Below are 17863 nucleotides of genomic sequence, written 5' to 3'. Positions count from 1 at the left end.
CCCTATATATTTTGCGAAAACGGCTGACGCCGTGTTCGCGCGCTTCGCTGCTTGAGGGCAATTTATTTGCCCTATCGCTTCGCTGCTTGAGGGCGGGTTGCTACCGCCGGCCCTTGCCAAACATGCCGCGCAGGATAAAAAAACCGCTTAGCAAAAAAAACAACGGCGACAGCCATAAAAAAATCGTGCTGAGGCGGAGCGGTGGGCGAAAAAATATCGCCTCGCCATAACGTGCAATCAGGTATTCCCTGACCTCTTTATCCGATTTGCCGGCGGCAAATTGCGCGACAATCACCGCGCGTAAATTATTAGCAAAGGGCGAGGCCGAAGTCGCCAGCGATTCGCCAGCGCAAACCAAACAACGGGTTGCTAATAAAAACCTGTCCAACCTTACTTGGTTAATGTCCTGCTCAACCTTTTGGGTTGCATCCTGTGCCCGCGCCAACCGCGGCGGCGACGCAACCACCGCCAAGCAAATAGCCAACACCGACCATAGCAGAATTTTTTTTATTGCCATTTTTTGATAACATCCAACAAACCGGCCATGTCCTTATCATCAATAATCGGGCCGATTTTGCGAAACCGCACGATGCCATTTTTGTCGATAAAATAGGTTTCGGGCACGCCGACCAACCCCATGTTTATCATCGCCCGCCCGTCGCTATCGGCCAATAATATATCAAATGGGTTGCCATTGGTTTTTAAAAACAATTCGGCCGCTGATTTTTTATCTTGCCAATTAATACCGACCAATTTTACCTGCAGGTTTGCCAATTGCGGTTTTAGTTTTTTTAACATCGGCATTTCCGCCACACATGGCCCACACCAGCTGGCAAATACATTGATAACCATCGCGCTGTTGCCGCGAAATTCATCGCTGGTTATTTCTTTGCCGCTATCCAGCAATGTCAAGCTCATGGCGGGAAATGGCTGGTTGAGCCGCGCATAATTTTGATTATCGTCTTGGCTCGGGCCAGCCAACCCACGCCACAGCACGCCCAACACCAACCCCACCACCAGCGGCAGGACGATAAGGATTATATTTATCTGGATAGGTTTTTTAATTTTTTTGGCCATGGTAAACTCCTTATAATCATTTTAACATCATATTACCAGCCACGATATGGGCGGCCAGCAAAATGATTATTATAATTTTACGCGCCTTTACGCCCCTTTACGTGGCATGATAATGTGCTATAGCAAATTATAGCGAATCACCCTACAGAAAATTTTAGACGACAATAGCGAATCTAAAATAAACAAATTTTATAATAACCCAAAAACCAACTATTATCGACCATGCTCCTTGGTAAAAAAACACTCTATATTAAACGCGCCGGCTATGGCAAGGCCACGCGCGGCGGCGTCAATTGGCTAAAATGGTTTTTTGACAACGGCGGCTTCTGGCTATACCTTGCCGCCGGTATTATTTTGATATTTGCCAGCAATAATCGCCCCAACACCGACAATCTTGCCACCACCAGCGACACCACCACCAGCGACACCACCACCGCGCAAAACAACAGCCAAGCCAGCAACAGCGATGATGAAGCCCCAGCGGTTGCCACCGGCGACAAAACCAATGCCATCGCCGCCGTCCCCGGGGTCATGGCCTTCACGCAAGTGCTGACCAGCAACCTGGGCCAGGGCGCGGCCTATATTACAAGCGCGCTGGGCAACCTTATCTACGCCAACGAAGAAAACAAACAATTGCGCAAGGATCTAACCGACTATAATTTGTTAAAACAACAGGTCGCGGTATTGGAACGTGAAAATTTAGAACTCAGCAAATTGTTAAAATTTGAACCAAGCAAAACTGGCGGCAATTATGTAACGGCGCGCATCATCGGCGATGCCGGCGCGTCGGGGCGACAAACCTGGCTTATCAATCGCGGTGCCAACGACGGCATTACCCAAGGGGCCTTCGCGGTAGACGACCATGGCTTGGTCGGCGTGGTTATAGAGGTCGCCCGTAACAGCGCGCGTATTTTACGCCTCTCCGACCCGAATTTTTATTTGCCGGTCACGGTCAATGACCGCAAATTTCGCGCCGTGTTGCGCGGCAATGGTAGCCCGATTGCCACCTTGGACTATTTTGACGGGCTTGACCGCCCAGCGGTGGGCGAGGAAGTCTTGAGCACTGGTAGCGGCGGTAACTTCCCGCCGTTCCTGCCGATTGGCACGATTTACGATAAAAAATTTGGCGACATTGGGGTCTTGATATTCGCCGAAAAAAACCCACCCATTTATGTAAAAATATACAAGCCATAACATCATGCAATTAATTATTTGGCAACCCCGCACCTACAGCCTGCTGATACCGGCGCTTGTGGTTTGGTTGGCGGTTTTGGTTGAAACCATACCTTTCACCGTGCCGTTTTTGTCCTACGCCAAACCTTACCTGTTTTTTATTTTCATTTGGTATTTTCATTTTCATTACCCGCGCTACCTACCGCTGTGGTCGATTTTTTTGTTGGCGATTTTTTACGATATCGAAATGGGGCAAAGGGTCGGCGTCACCGTGTTGGCGGTTTGGGCATCGCTGATTTACCCGCGTTTTTTCCGCAATAATTTTTATGAACATCACGGCATGAATTTTTTGTTTAAATTCATGATATGCCTGTCGCTCTATATCGCCACCCAACAGCTGTTGATGGTGGCCTTCGGCGCGACCTGGCAAAGTTGGTTGCTTCTGCTCGGTCGTTTTGTAACCAGCATTATCCTGACGCCGTTTTTATGGCGGTTTTTATCATTCTTAGATAAATACATGGCGCGTATTTCGTAACCACATTTTTTCAACATTATTAAGCCATGCTATTCGCCGAAGAAAAAGTTTTTGATAGACGTATCGCCCTGTTGCAAGGCGGTGGCTTGTTGATGGCCGGCGTGCTTGGTGCAAGGTTGGTTGATTTGCAAATTATCAAGAAAAATTTTTACCTTAAAAAATCCGACAATAACCGCGTTCGCGTTATTCCCATTATTCCGGAGCGCGGTAAAATTCTCGACCGCTACGGCGATATTTTGGCCGGCGCGGTGCGCAATTTCCGCTTGGATTTTTTGGTGTCGGAGGTCAAGGATGATGCCGGCGCAAAAATGGACCATGTCGAGGCCTTCAACAAAATTGCCAACGAATTAAAATTAACGCCGCAACAACGAAACGATATTTTATCACGCATCGATTTGACCAAGGAATTTTTTCCGGTAACGATAAAAGCAAACATCAGCTGGGACGAAATGATAAAATACCGCCAAGACATGCCGTTTTTTCCTGGGTTATTGGTGTCGGATAATTATCAACGTTATTACCCCTACAAAGACAACTTCACCCATATCGTCGGCCTGGTCGGCAACCCCACCCTGGATGAGGCAACCCAAGATAGGCAATTAAAAATCGATGGTTTAAAAAATGGCAAAAGCGGTATCGAAAAATGGAGCGATATAACCTTGCGCGGCAAACCCGGCACCTTGAGCGCGGAGGTCGACGTGCACGGCACACAGGTGCGCGACCTGGGGTCGGTGCAATCAAAATCTGGCCGGTCGGTGCAAAGCACGCTTGATTCGACGATTCAAAACGCAATGATGGCCGCCCTCAAAAAAAATCCGGTGGCGGCGGGCGTGGTGCTCGACGCGCAAACCGGCGATGTGTTGGCGATGTGCTCCCTGCCGTCTTTCGACCCCAATATATTTGCCGGCGGCGCGGTCTTGCCCAACGATTGGCAGAACATCAACAATAATGAATTATCCCCCCTGCCCAACCGCGTTATCCAAGGGGCCTACCCGCCGGGTTCGACCATCAAACCATTGGTCGCCCTAAGCCTGTTGCATGACAACCATGACCCCGAAGAAAAGGTGATGTGTAAAGGGAGTTTTAAATTGGGCGAGCGTAGCTATGGTTGTTGGAAGGCTGGCGGCCATGGCGAAATGAACATGTCGGACGCGATTAAATATTCTTGCGATGTTTATTTTTACACCATGGGGTTACGCATCGGCATCGAAAAAATATTCCGCGTCTTTAGCGATTTTGGTTTTGGCGCGCCGACCGGTTTCGTTGATAAAAACGAACGAAGCGGTTTCATTCCATCCGAAAGTTGGAAAATGAAAACCGTCAACGAACCATGGTATGGTGGCGAGACGGTTATCCACGCGGTTGGTCAAGGTTATTTGCTGGTCACGCCTATCCAATTGGCGGTTGCGACTGCCGCCATCGCCAATGGTGGCCATGTGTTGACACCGGGCATATTCCCCGAAAAACGGCCGACCCGCACGCTAAAATACAAACCTGAACATATGGAATTTATTCGCAACGGCATGTGGCGCGTCGTTAATGAGGAACATGGCACCGCCCTGGGTAGTAATTTGCAAATTCCGGGGTTTGAAATGTCGGGCAAAACCGGCACCGCCCAGGTTCGCAAATTAAAGGAATGGGAAAAGCAACGTGGTGCCGCGGCGCAATATGGCTCGGCCTGGGCGTTGCGCGACCATGGGCTTTTCATGGCCTTCGCGCCCTACGACAACCCGCGTTACGCCGCCGCCGCGGTGGTGGAACATGGCCTGGGCGGGGCATTGGCCGCCGCACCGGTTATTAAGGCCGCGCTGGTTGCCGCCTATCAAGTTGAACAAAAACAAAAATCCGCCGGATAAATAATATAAAACCATGCGCCGCCTATTTTACGACCAACTACATATTATCCATCCGCGGATTCTCCTGCTGTTGTTTTTGTTATTGGTCACCAGCAATATCATTATGATTTCGATTTTTGGCGGTTTAACCGGCCTGGCGATGCGCCATTTTGTTCACAGCCTCGTCGGCTTGATAATACTCATCGGCTTGGCCAACACGTCGCCGCGCTTTTGGTTTAAACATGCCTTCACAATCTACGGCGTGATTTTTTTTATGCTTATCTTGGTCGAATTATTTGGCGCGATTGGCTTGGGGGCGCAACGCTGGCTCGATATCGGCGGCTTCCGTTTTCAGCCATCCGAAATGATGAAAATAGGCATCGTGCTGGCGCTGGCGCGTTATTTTCAAGCCCTTAACCCAAAGGATTATTATTCGCTACGGATTTATATCATCCCTATTTTATTGGTGGCTGTGCCCTTTGTCTTGGTCATGGTGCAACCCGACCTCGGGACGGCGATGTTGTTGCTGTTGGTGGCGGTGCTTGTTATTTTTGCGGCTGGCCTGCCGAATAAATTTATCTACATCGGGGTGGGCACCGGCCTGGCCAGCGCGGTCTATCTTTGGTTGCGGGTGCTACGCGATTATCAAAAAAATCGGGTTTTTGCCTTCCTCGACCCAACCTCCGACCCGGCGGGTTCGGGGTATCACATCAACCAATCGATTATTGCAATTGGCTCAGGCGGATTTTTTGGCAAGGGATTTGGCGGCGGCTCTCAGGCGCAACTTGATTTCCTGCCCGAAAAACATACCGATTTTATTTTCACTGCCTTCGCCGAACAATTTGGCTTTTTGGGCAGTATCATTGTGCTCGGCATCGAATTTTCGATTGTTTACCTCGGTTTTTCCTACAGCCGCGAAATCGTGCCGAATTTTGCAAAATTATTGGGCTTTGGCGTCATCGGGCTTTACGCTGTCCAAGTTTCTATCAACAGCGCGATGGTGCTGGGGCTTATCCCCGTGGTTGGTGTGCCCTTACCCATATTTTCTTATGGCGGTACCAGCATGCTGACCAACCTTGCGGCCTTTGGTATTTTCTTTGCGGCGATGAAGGGCCGCCATGAAACCAGCCTGAAATACTAATTACTACCTGGCCAGTAATAAATACTATTGGCTATAAGTCCTTTACAATAAAGATTTTATTGTGCTAGATAATTGCGAAGGAGCAGAACGATATGGTGAATAAAAATCTTGCAACCGCCGAACTCGATTGGGAGCAGATATTTGGGCTATTCCCGAGCGGCATGGCCAGTGGGGAATCCGCGCCGGTGCTACCGACTGGCTACGCGCCAAGCAACGATGAAGAATTTATGAGCCCGCTGATGCGCGAATATTTTCGCAAAAAATTAATCGATTGGCGGCAAGAATTATTAAAAAGCAACGCCGAGGTTATCGAAGAATTGCAACAGGATAGCGATAAAAAACCCGACCCATTGGAGCGCGCCAGCGTTGAACAAATCCGCTCGGTCGACCTGCATGCGCGCAACCGACAACGCAAATTGATTGTCAAAATTAACGACGCCTTGATTAGAATTGCCAATAAAAAATATGGCTATTGCGAGGACACCGGTCGGCCAATCGATTTAAAAAGGTTGGAGGCGCGACCAATTGCCACCCTGTCGCTTGAGGCACAACAAAATTATGAAAACGAAGAACGAAATTACAACGACGACCTATAGGTTTTTACTTATAAAAAAATTAACGCCCCCTTACAAAAACTCGACCACCAAACTATCGGAGACAACAAAATAATACGGGCCATGGTCTCTTATTATCTTCATGCAATGAAAACGACCTTACGCCATGAATAACCAAAATCTTATCCTGTTGACCGATGCTTATAAAACATCACACTGGCAACTTTATCCTGACAACACGACGTTTGTTCATTCCTACGCCGAGGCACGCACCGGTGATTTGATTCAATTCTTCGGCTTGCAAATCTATCTCAAACAATACTTGCAACGCCCCATCACGCAACAGGACATCAACGAGGCCGAGGAATTTACCAAAACCTATGGCCTGCCATTTTATAAAACCGGTTGGAAAAAAATCCTTAAGAACCATGGCGGCTTCCTGCCCTTAAAAATAAAATCGGTGGATGAGGGCACCAACCTGACGGCGTCAAATGTTTTATTGACGGTCGAAAACACCGACCCAGAATTTTACTGGTTGCCGTCCTATGTCGAAACGCAAATTTTGCGCGCCATTTGGTATCCGACCACGGTGGCCAGCCTGTCAAAAAAAATTAAAAATATCATTCTGGCTTACCTGAAAAAAAATGGCGATGAGCAATCGATTAATCTAAAGTTGCATGATTTCGGCGCGCGTGGCGTTTCGTCGCACGAATCGGCGATGATTGGCAGTGCGGCGCATCTTGTCAATTTTGATGGCAGTGACACGTTGGAGGGTTCGCTCGCCCTGCAACAATATTACGACGCGCCGGTGGTTGGCCGCTCCATCCCCGCGACCGAACATACCAACATCATTGCCTTTGGCGACGGCAAGGAAAGCGAGGAGCGGGCGTTCCGTAAACTTCTGTCGGCCTATGCCAAACCGGGCGCGGTGCTGGCCTGCGTTTCGGACACGCGAAATATTTACCTAGCGATTGATAAATTATGGGGCGATGCCTTGCGCCAAGACATCATTGATAGCGGCGCGACCCTGGTGATTCGCCCCGACAGCGGCGACCCGTCTATCATTGCGCCGTCTTGCGTGCACCTGCTCGACCATAAATTCGGCCACACGGTTAATAGAAAAGGATATAAGGTATTAAATAATGTGCGGGTTATCCAGGGCGATGGCATTACGTATGAAACTATTTCGTCAATCCTTGCCATCCTTGATGACATGGGTTACTCGGGCGACAATATTACCTTTGGCATGGGCGGCGCGTTGTTGCAAATTCCCAATCGCAACACGCACTCCTTCGCCTACAAATGCAGTGCGGTGCGGGTGAATGATACGTTGATAGAAACATACAAATCGCCCATCACCGACCGCGGCAAGGCCAGCAAAAAAGGCATTTTAAAATTGATAAAATCCGAAGGGGTTTTTAAAACCGTAACCACCAAGGAAGCGGGCGATGATTATTTGCAGGAGCGTTTCAACAATGGCAAATTGATAAACCCCACCAACTTCGCCGAGGTAAGGCGCAACAGCTTGATAGATTAACCCCGCGCCATGAATTATGAATTGATTAGCAATCCCGCGGCGTTGGTTGCTTTTTTACAAAAATTGTCAAGCGACGATATCATTGCGATTGATACCGAATTCATGCGCGAGAAAACTTTTTTCGCCGAATTATGTTTGGTGCAAATCGGTGGCAAGGGCGGGGTCGCGGTTATCGACACCCTGGCCCCCGGGTTGATTGGCGCGGGTAAGATGGACGCGCTGTGGGATTTTTTAAACGACCCGGCGCGGGTCAAGGTGTTGCATGCCGGGTCACAAGATATAGAAATTATTTATCATCTTACCAAAAAAATATTCCCCAACATTATCGACACGCAATTGGCCTCCGCCGTGTTGGGGCTTGGCGATAACCTGGGTTATCAAAAATTGGTCGAGATATTTTTGAAAAAAAATCTTGATAAAACCATGCAATTTATCAATTGGTATAAACGCCCCCTGCCGGCACGCGCGTTGGATTACGCCGCGTTGGATGTTATTTATTTATTAGAAATTTATGACGAGATGAAAAAAATGCTGGTGGCGCAGGACCGCATGGTCTGGCTCAAGGAAGAAATGAACAAATTGCTGGATGTCAAAAGCTACGCCCTCGACCCCGCCAGCGCGTGGAAAAGATTGAAGCGACTCCCCAAGGGTGGCAAAAAAATGCGCGCCGTGCAATTGTTGGCGGCATGGCGCGATGAGCAAGCGGTGAAAAGAAACCTGCCGCGCGGTTTTGTCCTGCGCGATGAATTGTTGCTTGATATTTGCAACCATTTACCAACGCGTCCCGAGGATTTAAAAAACATGCGTGGCGCGCACGGCCTAATGCAACATGACCGCACCATGGCGGCAATTTTTGATATCATGAAGCAAGCCATGAAGGAAGGTAGCGAGGCCGCGCCCAGCGAGCGAAAAGAATCGGTCGATGTACCCGAAAACGCGCTTGAGGTATTAAAATTATTATTAAAAATAGTCGCGCGGCAACAAAATGTCGTGGCGCGCGTCATTGCGCGCGAGGCCGACCTTATCGATTTTTTATTAAAAAAGCCCGAGGCACGAATTATGCAAGATTGGCGTTACGAGGTTTTTGGCAAACGCGCCGAAAAATTATTGCGCGGCGAGCTGTCCTTCACATTAAAAAATAACGACATCGAATTTATAGAATCGCCATGAACGATATTTATATTTTTAACACCGCGACCAGCAAAAAAGAAAAATTTGTCCCAATAGACGAAAAAAACGTCCGCATGTATGTTTGCGGCCCGACGGTGTATGACGATATTCACATCGGCAACGCGCGGCCGTTGATTGTGTTCGACGTGATGTATCGTCTGTTAAACTTAAAATACGCCGGCCATGTAAAATACGTGCGCAACATCACCGACATCGATGATAAAATCATCAACCGCGCGCGCGAAAAAAATATCACGCCCGAACAATTAACAACGCAAACCATCGCCGATTTCCACGCCATTACCACCGCGTTGGATTGCGAGTTCGCCATTGAACCACGCGCCACGCAACACATCGACGACATGAAGACGATGATTGCGCAATTGGTGGAGAAAAAATTTGCCTATGAAAAAGATGGCCATGTGTTGTTCGATGTTAGCAAAATGCCCGATTACGGCAAATTCGCCAAACGGCCGTTGGATGATTTAATCGCCGGCGCGCGGGTTGAGGTCGCGCCCTATAAAAAATCGCCGCTCGATTTTGTATTGTGGAAACCGGCGAAGGATGGCGAGCCATCTTTTCATTCACCTTGGGGCGACGGCCGGCCGGGTTGGCATATCGAATGTTCTGCCATGGCGGAAAAAGAATTGGGTGGGCATTTTGACATTCACGGCGGCGGCCAAGATTTAATTTTTCCGCACCACCAAAACGAACTGGCGCAAAGCACGGGTTGCGGCCACGCATTTGCCAATTATTGGATGCACAATGGCTTCATTCTTATCAACGGCAAAAAAATGAGCAAGTCGGAGGGGAATTTTATCACCGTCAAGGATTTGCTCGAAAAGCAAAAAATTTCTCGGCAGGTTCTACGCCTGCTGATGCTTTCAACGCACTATCGCCAACCGCTCGATTTCACCGAAGCCAAGTTACAGGAGATGATGAATGTTTGGGATAAAATACAAAACATGACAAAAATAATAACGAAAGTTTTCCCATCCGAAGAATTGTTTTGGGCTAAAGCAGGCGGAGTGACGCTTAATCAAAATAATCGAATGATAAAAATGCTTAGCGATGACCTAGACACCATAAATTTTTTTAAAGAGTTTTACGCCCTTATGACCAACATAAATAAAAATAATAAACGTGACGATATGATAGAATTTTTTCATGCAATGACCTTTTTAGGTATCGAACCTCGAACGCGCGATACCATTTCCCATGAAAATACAAAGTTTGTCTCTTTGTCTAAAAATTTTGGCAAAACCTTATTCTTTCAGCAAATTCTGCTCCTTAATGGGGATAGGCTAAAACTGAAAAAAGAAAAAGACTTCGCCGCCGCAGACAACCTACGCAAACAAATCGAAGACATGGGTTTTTCGGTGCGGGATGAAGCCGATGGCACGACACTCATCACGGAAAAATAACACCCCCTCCCCCGCCAACTTTATGGCCTGCGCCCCCCTTGAAAAAAAAATACAAACCCCCTAGATAAGATTCATGCTTGATAACGATAAAAAAAATAACGGCGCGACCGATAACCCAACCGACAATAATGAATCGCAACCTGCTGGCGGCCATGCGGAAAACAACCAACCCGCCGATGCAACGGCCGACGCCCCCCACCCGCACCTCAGCGATGCCGACAAAATCGCCGAATTAGAAAACCAATTGGCCGAAGCGAAAGACAAAATGTTGCGCGGCCTGGCCGACGCCGACAATATAAAAAAACGCGCGATGAAAGATGTCGAGGACACCCGCAAATACGCGCCGCAAGTTATCATCCGCGAAATCCTACCGATTTTTGATAACCTGGCCGAGGCAATGAAAAACATCAGCCAAGAAGAAAAAGACGCCAACCCGAAAATCGGTCAATTATTCAATAGTTTGGAATTGATTGCAAAAATGACCGACATCGCATTTGAAAAATTCGCCATCAGCAAAACCGCCAGCGTCGGCCAAAAATTCAACCCAAACCTGCACCAGGCATTATCAACCAAACCCGCCAATGGCCAAGGCAAAGACATAATCGCCGAGGTGCTACAGCAAGGTTACCAATTGCACGACCGCCTCATCCGCCCGGCGTTGGTCGTCGTCTATCAATAATCTTGCGATATTCTTTGATAGGGCGACAGCAATATCTTGCCAAGCCGATAAAAATCCGATAAAGGTTTTCTCAAGCCAAAATTGGGGAGTCGCCAAGTGGTAAGGCAGCGGTTTTTGGTACCGCCATTCGTTGGTTCGAATCCAGCCTCCCCAGCCAATTTTGCCTGAAATTTTATAAAAAACCATGCCCGCCATCCGTTTTGAAAATTATTGCCGCACCGTCGCCCAAAATATGGATGGGTTGCAACGGCTAGCACCCACCATTTCGGCCGTTATCGGTCTTTGCATTCAATCCTTAACCGCCGGCAACAAAATTATCTTTATCGGCAACGGCGGTTCGGCCGCCGACAGCCAACATCTATCCGCCGAATTAATCGGTCGTTATAAAAAAAATCGGCCAAGCATCGCCGCCATCGCCCTGACCACCGACACCTCGGCCATCACCGCCATCGCCAACGATTTTGGTTACGACGAAGTCTTCGCCCGCCAACTGGCCGGCCTGGGGGATGTAGGCGACGTCCTCTTCGCCCTTTCCACCAGCGGCAACAGCGCGAATATCTTGCGCGCCATAAGCGTCGCGAAAGAAATGGGCATCGCCGTGGTCGGCATGACCGGTGCGGGCGGCGGCAAAATGGCCGGTATATGCAACCACCTTATCAATGTGCCCTCCCCCGATACAAACCATATCCAAGAAATGCACATCACGGTTGGTCATTTCATTTGCGGCGAGATAGAGGAAGCCTTCGCAACCCAACCAAAAAAATAAAAATAATGAACAACGATGTTAAAAATCTTAACGACCAAATCCAGCAGGGTTTAACCCTGCTGAGGAGGCATCTTTGACCTCCCTGCCCTGACAGAAAAATTAGAGGCCATCAACAAAATGGCCGATGATAAAGACCTGTGGCAAGATAATCAAAAGGCCGCCGGTCTTTTAAAAGAACGTTCTACAATCGAAAAAAAAATTGCCGCCATCGATAATATCGATAAACAATGGCAAGACGCCACCGCCATGACCGAGCTGGCGCGCGAGGCCGATGACCAAGCCATGTTGCAAGAAGCCAGCCGCGAATTAAAAAAAATTGCCGAGCAGATAGAAAAAAAACAATTGGAATCGTTGCTCAGCGGCGACGCCGACCATTACGGGTGCTTTTTGGAAATCCATGCCGGTGCCGGCGGCACCGAATCGCAAGATTGGGCCGAAATGTTATTAAGGCTTTACAGCCGCTGGGCGTCAGCCCATGATTACCAGGCCGAGTTGATTCAAGAAACCCGCGGCGAGGAAGCCGGCGTAAAATCGGTAACGCTTCACATCACCGGCGACAACGGCTTTGGCTGGCTAAAAACCGAAAAGGGCGTGCACCGCCTGGTGCGCATCTCCCCCTTTGACGCCAACAAAAAACGCCACACCTCCTTCGCCTCGGTCGATGTCTACCCCGACATCAACGACGATATCGATATCGTGGTCGAGGACAAGGATTTGGAAATTGATACCTATCGCGCGTCGGGTGCGGGCGGTCAACATGTCAACCGCACCGACAGCGCGGTGCGCATCACCCACAAACCATCTGGCATTATTGTGCAATGCCAAAACGCGCGGTCGCAACACCAAAACCGGGCGCAGGCGATGCGCATGTTGAAATCGCGCCTTTACGAGGAAGAATTGCGAAAAAAAGAAGCCGCCGAAAAAACCGATTACGACAGCAAATCAGAAATCGGTTGGGGGCATCAAATTCGCTCCTACGTCTTGCACCCCTACCAAATGGTCAAGGACCTGCGCACCGGCGTCGAAACCGGCAACACCGCCGCGGTGCTTGACGGCGACATCGATAATTTTCTATCATCCGCCCTGGCCATGAAAGTTGGCGTCTCAAGAAAAGAAAAGGAATAAAATACCGAATCATCATACAAAAAAACCATGTTAGATTTTTTCAATATTTATTTACCGATCGCTGGGGTTTCCATCAACGCGCTGTTTTTGATGTTGATTGGGGCTGGCGTCGGTGTATTGAGCGGTATTTTCGGCATCGGCGGTGGTTTTATTATCACGCCATTGTTATTTTTTCTTGGCGTGCCCTCGAACATTGCGGTGGCGACCTCGGCCAACCAAGTGCTGGCGACATCGGTATCAAGCACGCTATTGCAACGTCAATCCGGCCAGATAGATTACAAAATTGGCAATTACATGTTGGCCGGCGGGGTGGTTTCGGTCATGGTCGGCAGTTTGCTGTTCGCCAGTTTGAAATCCATCGGCCAGGTCGATTTGTTTTTACGTTTATCCTACATTGGGTTTTTGCTGTTTGTCGGCATGATGATTTGGCGCGAAAGTTTCAGCGCCATCAGCCGTCGCAAGGGCGAGGATTTCTGGCACGAATATATAAAAATTCCGCTGGTCAGCACGATTAACCTAAAATTAAAAACACCCATCGATTTGTCGCCGATGTCATTGACCTTTACCTGGGGCAACCACCTGGGCAAACGCCTATCCCAGGTGATTAAAAATTGGTTTCGTGATTTGCCGTCGGTTGAATATTTTCCGGTGTCGGGTTTAAAAATGAGCATCTGGCTACCCGTTATGTTGGGTGCGCTGATTGGTTTTTTTTCATCCATCCTTGGTGTCGGCGGCAGTATCATCGCCATCCCCTTCATGACCTATGTGCTGAAAATGCCAAATCGCGTCGTGGTGGGCACCTCGCTCTATCAGGTGGTGTTCATCTCGGCCTTGACCAGCTTGATGCAAAGCATGTTGGGGCGGTCGCTTGATATTGTGCTCAGCGTGCTTCTGACCATCGGCGGCGTGATTGGCGCGGCCATGGGCAACCAATTAAATAACAAATTATCGCCCGATGTGTTGCGGTTGTTGTTTTCCTGCATGGTGTTGGTGCTTGCCACGACCTTATTGATTGGCTTGTTCATTGTGCCGCAATCATTATTCTTATTGTCAATCATCGCCCCTTAAAAAAAAATGAAGCGTTTTTTTTCTATCCCACCGATAAGGGCGACTTTCTTTCTATGGCGCCAGTTTAAAATTGGACTTAGGGTGGGCATGGCCGCCATCATCGGCATTATCATGGCGGCGAACACGGCGCAGGCCCTTACCATGTCTGAATCGGTTATCAACATGGACCTTAATTTTCATGACAAGTTGCTGTTGGTCGAGGGGGTGCTCGACAGCAAAAACCAACAGGTGGTGGTAACCCTTACCGGGCCCAACATCTCGGCCAATTTATGGCAAAAGAAAAAATTTTGGGGCATATGGATTAACGGCGTCAAAAAAACTTTTGACGATATTCCTTCCTTTTATTATTGGGCGGTAACCGATGATAATTTGGCCAACCGCATGACCGATTGGCAAAAATATATTTTTCTCATCGGTGACGATGCCTTGACCCGTGGTTTTTATGACCAGCTTAACGATGCCCCGGCCAGCAAAAAAATTTACAGCGAGGGTTTGTTGCAATCGTTAGAGAGCAAAAAATTATATTTTCCGGAGCCTGAAGATATATTTACAAATAAAAATACTTTTTACCTGCCAATTGTTATTCACCCCGAAACGCCTATCGGCATTTATCACCTGACGGCCTATTATATCGATGGTTGGCATATTTCGCGCACCGAGCGGTTGTCACTGCTGGTTGAGAAAAAAGGGTTGAGCTCGGCCATCAGCAATTTTGCCGAAAAAAATTCCTTGCTTTATGGTGTTATTGCAATTATTATAGCGATTGCCTTTGGCTGCTTATCGGCCTTTATTTACAACAAATTTATTTTGCCGTGGCACGAAAAAAAGCAAAAACAAAAAACCAAACAACCGGCTAAAAAAACAAAAAGAAAGAAACAACCATGAAAAAAGTAGAAGTATTTACCCGCGATGCCTGTCCATTCTGCGACCAGGCCAAAAATTTGTTAAAACAACAAAATATCCCCTTCACCGAATATAATATCTGGCATGATAAGGCCGCGGCCGATGACATGAAAAAACGCGTGCCCAACGCCCGCACCGTGCCGCAAATTTTTATCGATGGTCAATCGGTCGGCGGTTACAGCGATTTGGCAAAATTGCACCAAGACAGCAAATTGCACGCCATGGTGCAATAGGTCGCCAGGCAGTCTGCGGGTAGGCTGGTGCCCGGGTGCAGTAAAAAATATTCTCGTCTTTAAGAACGATTTTTTTTAATGGTGTCTCTGCGGCAATCATACCATCATGGCACAATTTGCGCCATTACGATTTTAGTTTTTCGTTTTTAATGTCGTATGGCACTTCGGAAATAATCTCCGCCGTGCGATCCTTGCCCAGCGATGGAATGGTAAATTGCCCGCCCATTTTGTCATGCTCGGGTTTGATATAGGCAAATGTCAAGGCCGCCTTGACCCGCCGGCCATATGCCCCACCGGTCGTAACCCCGACGCGCTTATCGCCGGCAAATACCGGTTCGTTGCCCAACATATCATGGTCGGCGTCGGATAATTTTAACATCACCAAGCGATAACGCGGCGTGCCATTTTTAATCTTCATCACCGCCGCCTTACCGACAAAATCTTTATTAAAATCGACGAAACGTTCCATCTTGGCCTCTATCGGGCCCAATTCGTTTGTCAGTTCAGAACCCAAGCCACGATACCCCTTCTCCAGCCGCAGGCTGTTGACGGCGTAAATGCCAACGTCGCGGATGTTTTTGCCCTTGGCATTGCTTTGCGCCGATTCCCAAATCGCATCATATATTTTAACCATGTCGCTTGGTTTGTGATAAATTTCCCAACCCAATTCGCCAACATAATTAACGCGCAACATGGTGGCGCGCGCGCCGGCCAATGTTACCTCCTGCCCGCTCAACCATGGAAAAGAATCGCTGGTCAGTTTGCTCTGCGTCAGGGGTTGCAGGATATTTCGCGCCTCCGGCCCGGCCACCACCAACACGCAATAATCGTTGCTGACATCGGTCAGGGTGATATTTTTTCCTTTCGCCGCCTTGATGCCATTACTCAACACATCGGTGTCGCGCACGCGGTCAGACGCGCCGCTCATCAACATAAAACTTTTATCCGATTTGCGGAACATCGTAAATTCCGATGTATAAACCCCGCCCGGCGTCAGGGCATGGGTCAAGACAATACCACCATCGCGCGCTGGCAATTTGTTGGTGGTCAAATGGTCAAGCATTGCCGCCGCGTCGTCACCCTCGACCAAAAATTTGCTAAATGACGACATGTTGACAATACCCACACCAGTCGCCACCGCATGGCATTCTTCATCGACCATCGGTTTGGCATTGTTGTGGCGAAAGCTGTAATTTTCTGCCTCTTGCTTTGCACTGAACCATTTCACCCGTTCCCAACCATGAATTTCGGCGAACACCCCACCCTTTTGCTTTTCCACCGGCGTCAGTGGCGTTTCGGTTATTGGTCGGCCAGCCGGGTGATATTCACCTGGGCAGTGGCAATGATACATATGTTGGTAATCATCGATTGATTTTTCGCTGGTGTATTTGCCCAACGCCCAATCGCCAAACCGCCGTGGGTCAAACGGCCGCATGTTAATTTCCGACTGGCCATGGACTATCCATTGCGCCAGGTATTTGCCGTTGCCCGCGCCCTGGGCGATACCGATTGAGGCACCGGTCGCCATCCAAAAATTATTTAAGCCAGCGGCCGGGCCCATCAACACATTGCCGTCGGGCGTGTGGGTGATGGGGCCAGAAATAACCTTCTTAATCCCCGCATTGGCAAACAACGGGAACCGCTCGCCAGCGCGCTCTAACCACGGGATAAGCCTGTCCATCTCGGGCTCGAACAGGGCATTTTCAAATTCGGGCGGCGGCACACCATCGTTATCTAGGAACGAAATTTTCGCCTCGCTCCGCTCGTATGGGCCAACCAAAATACCATCGCGTTCTTGCCGCAGGTAAGCATGAGAATAAGGGTCGCGAATAACCGGCAATTCCTTGCCCATCGCTTGATTAAAATCCACCACTTCCTTGACCGTTTCGGTAACAATATATTGGTGCATCATGTTCGACATGGCGGCGCGTTTGCCCACCATGCGCATAATTTGGTCGCCATAACAACCGGCGGCATTGACCACATGTTCGCAAACAATCTCGCCCATCACGCCACCCTTGTCGGTGGTAACCACCCATTCGCCGGATGGTTTTTGCTTAATCGCCGTCACCGTGGTGCGGCGGCGAATATCCGCGCCGTATTTTTTTGCCACCTGGGCCATGGCGTTGGTAACCGACGCCGGGTCGGTGTGGCCGTCGTGCGCGGTGTAGGCGCCAAGTTTCACATCGTCGGTTTTAATAAAAGGATGATATTTTTTTATTTCTGACGGACTGATAAGGTGCATTTCGAACCCCACCAATTTGGCAATGCCATTAACATAATGAAACCAATCGACCTCGGCATCGCTACAGGCCAACCTTATCCCGCCGCAACCATGCCAGCCAACCGGCGCGCCGGTTTCTTTTTCCAATTCGGGGTAAAATTTAACGCCATAATTATGCACCATCGCCATCGACAAATTGCCAATAAAATTGGGAACCTGCCCCGCCGCGTGCCAGGTCGAGCCAGAGGTCAATTCCCCCTTCTCCACCAGGACAACATCCTTCCAGCCCTCGACCTTGGTCAAGTGATACAGCAACCCAACGCCCATGGCGCCGCCACCGATAATACAAACGCGTGCTTGATCCATTTCCCTCTCCTTTAGTAGATTTATTCTATGACATATCCAGCGAAAATGTCAAA

At 48.9% G+C, this 17863-nt stretch carries 17 protein-coding genes and 1 tRNA gene; 15 read left to right on the top strand and 3 right to left on the bottom strand.

What is annotated here, in order from left to right; all coding sequences use genetic code 11:
- Positions 1–100 precede the first annotated feature (100 nt).
- The gene (locus tag QM529_01290; protein ID MDI9313299.1) at positions 101–517 is read right to left on the bottom strand and encodes a cytochrome c-type biogenesis protein CcmH; all 417 of its coding nucleotides are present in this window, start codon (positions 515–517) and stop codon (positions 101–103) included.
- Positions 508–1077, bottom strand: a complete 570-nt coding sequence (locus tag QM529_01285) for a redoxin family protein (GenBank protein ID MDI9313298.1) — start codon at positions 1075–1077, stop codon at positions 508–510. The genes QM529_01290 and QM529_01285 overlap by 10 nt, the downstream gene beginning before the upstream one ends.
- Positions 1078–1299: 222 nt before the next feature.
- Here QM529_01285 and mreC point away from each other — a divergent pair, with 222 nt between their 5' ends.
- The 15 genes from mreC (at position 1300) to grxC (ending at position 15220) form a co-directional block, all read left to right on the top strand.
- Positions 1300–2271, top strand: coding sequence for a rod shape-determining protein MreC (gene mreC, locus QM529_01280; protein ID MDI9313297.1), 972 nt, complete (start codon positions 1300–1302; stop codon positions 2269–2271).
- Between the two features lie 4 nt (positions 2272–2275).
- Positions 2276–2785, top strand: coding sequence for a hypothetical protein (locus QM529_01275; GenBank protein ID MDI9313296.1), 510 nt, complete (start codon positions 2276–2278; stop codon positions 2783–2785).
- A gap of 26 nt (positions 2786–2811) precedes the next feature.
- Positions 2812–4641 (top strand): penicillin-binding protein 2, encoded by a 1830-nt coding sequence (gene mrdA, locus QM529_01270; GenBank protein MDI9313295.1) that lies wholly within the window; start codon positions 2812–2814, stop codon positions 4639–4641.
- 13 nt (positions 4642–4654) lie between these two features.
- Positions 4655–5761 (top strand): rod shape-determining protein RodA, encoded by a 1107-nt coding sequence (rodA, locus tag QM529_01265; GenBank protein ID MDI9313294.1) that lies wholly within the window; start codon positions 4655–4657, stop codon positions 5759–5761.
- A gap of 92 nt (positions 5762–5853) precedes the next feature.
- Positions 5854–6357 (top strand): RNA polymerase-binding protein DksA, encoded by a 504-nt coding sequence (gene dksA / locus QM529_01260; protein ID MDI9313293.1) that lies wholly within the window; start codon positions 5854–5856, stop codon positions 6355–6357.
- A gap of 124 nt (positions 6358–6481) precedes the next feature.
- Complete coding sequence (locus tag QM529_01255) at positions 6482–7852, top strand: nicotinate phosphoribosyltransferase (protein ID MDI9313292.1); 1371 nt, start codon at positions 6482–6484, stop codon at positions 7850–7852.
- A 9-nt stretch (positions 7853–7861) separates the two neighbouring features.
- The gene (locus tag QM529_01250; GenBank protein ID MDI9313291.1) at positions 7862–9022 is read left to right on the top strand and encodes a ribonuclease D; all 1161 of its coding nucleotides are present in this window, start codon (positions 7862–7864) and stop codon (positions 9020–9022) included.
- The gene (cysS, locus tag QM529_01245; GenBank protein MDI9313290.1) at positions 9019–10446 is read left to right on the top strand and encodes a cysteine--tRNA ligase; all 1428 of its coding nucleotides are present in this window, start codon (positions 9019–9021) and stop codon (positions 10444–10446) included. Before QM529_01250 ends, cysS begins: the two co-directional genes overlap by 4 nt.
- A 73-nt stretch (positions 10447–10519) precedes the next feature.
- Positions 10520–11125: a nucleotide exchange factor GrpE gene (locus QM529_01240; protein MDI9313289.1), complete on the top strand. Its 606-nt coding sequence runs from the start codon at positions 10520–10522 to the stop codon at positions 11123–11125.
- A gap of 82 nt (positions 11126–11207) precedes the next feature.
- Positions 11208–11282: transfer RNA gene (locus QM529_01235), tRNA-Gln, on the top strand.
- Between the two features lie 27 nt (positions 11283–11309).
- Positions 11310–11891: a D-sedoheptulose 7-phosphate isomerase gene (locus QM529_01230; protein MDI9313288.1), complete on the top strand. Its 582-nt coding sequence runs from the start codon at positions 11310–11312 to the stop codon at positions 11889–11891.
- Positions 11892–11960: 69 nt separating this feature from the next.
- The gene (gene prfB / locus QM529_01225) at positions 11961–13016 is read left to right on the top strand and encodes a peptide chain release factor 2 (GenBank protein ID MDI9313287.1); all 1056 of its coding nucleotides are present in this window, start codon (positions 11961–11963) and stop codon (positions 13014–13016) included.
- 27 nt (positions 13017–13043) lie between these two features.
- A complete protein-coding gene (locus QM529_01220) occupies positions 13044–14084 on the top strand; it encodes a sulfite exporter TauE/SafE family protein (protein ID MDI9313286.1) in 1041 nt (346 codons plus the stop codon).
- A gap of 87 nt (positions 14085–14171) precedes the next feature.
- Positions 14172–14969 (top strand): TIGR02186 family protein, encoded by a 798-nt coding sequence (locus QM529_01215; GenBank protein ID MDI9313285.1) that lies wholly within the window; start codon positions 14172–14174, stop codon positions 14967–14969.
- Entirely contained in the window at positions 14966–15220 is a 255-nt protein-coding gene (gene grxC, locus QM529_01210) for a glutaredoxin 3 (GenBank protein MDI9313284.1), read from the top strand. The genes QM529_01215 and grxC overlap by 4 nt, the downstream gene beginning before the upstream one ends.
- 124 nt (positions 15221–15344) lie before the next feature.
- Here grxC and QM529_01205 read toward each other — a convergent pair whose 3' ends face one another.
- Positions 15345–17810 carry an FAD-dependent oxidoreductase gene (locus QM529_01205; GenBank protein ID MDI9313283.1) on the bottom strand — a complete coding sequence of 822 codons (2466 nt, stop codon included), beginning with the start codon at positions 17808–17810 and terminating at the stop codon, positions 15345–15347.
- Positions 17811–17863: the final 53 nt, after the last annotated feature.

It is taken from the genome of Hydrotalea sp. (genome assembly GCA_030054115.1).
In the GTDB taxonomy this organism is placed as follows: Bacteria; Pseudomonadota; Alphaproteobacteria; order JASGCL01; family JASGCL01; genus JASGCL01.
The sequence above is the reverse complement of the archived record's forward strand: the minus strand, read 5'-3'. Positions and strand labels throughout refer to the sequence as shown.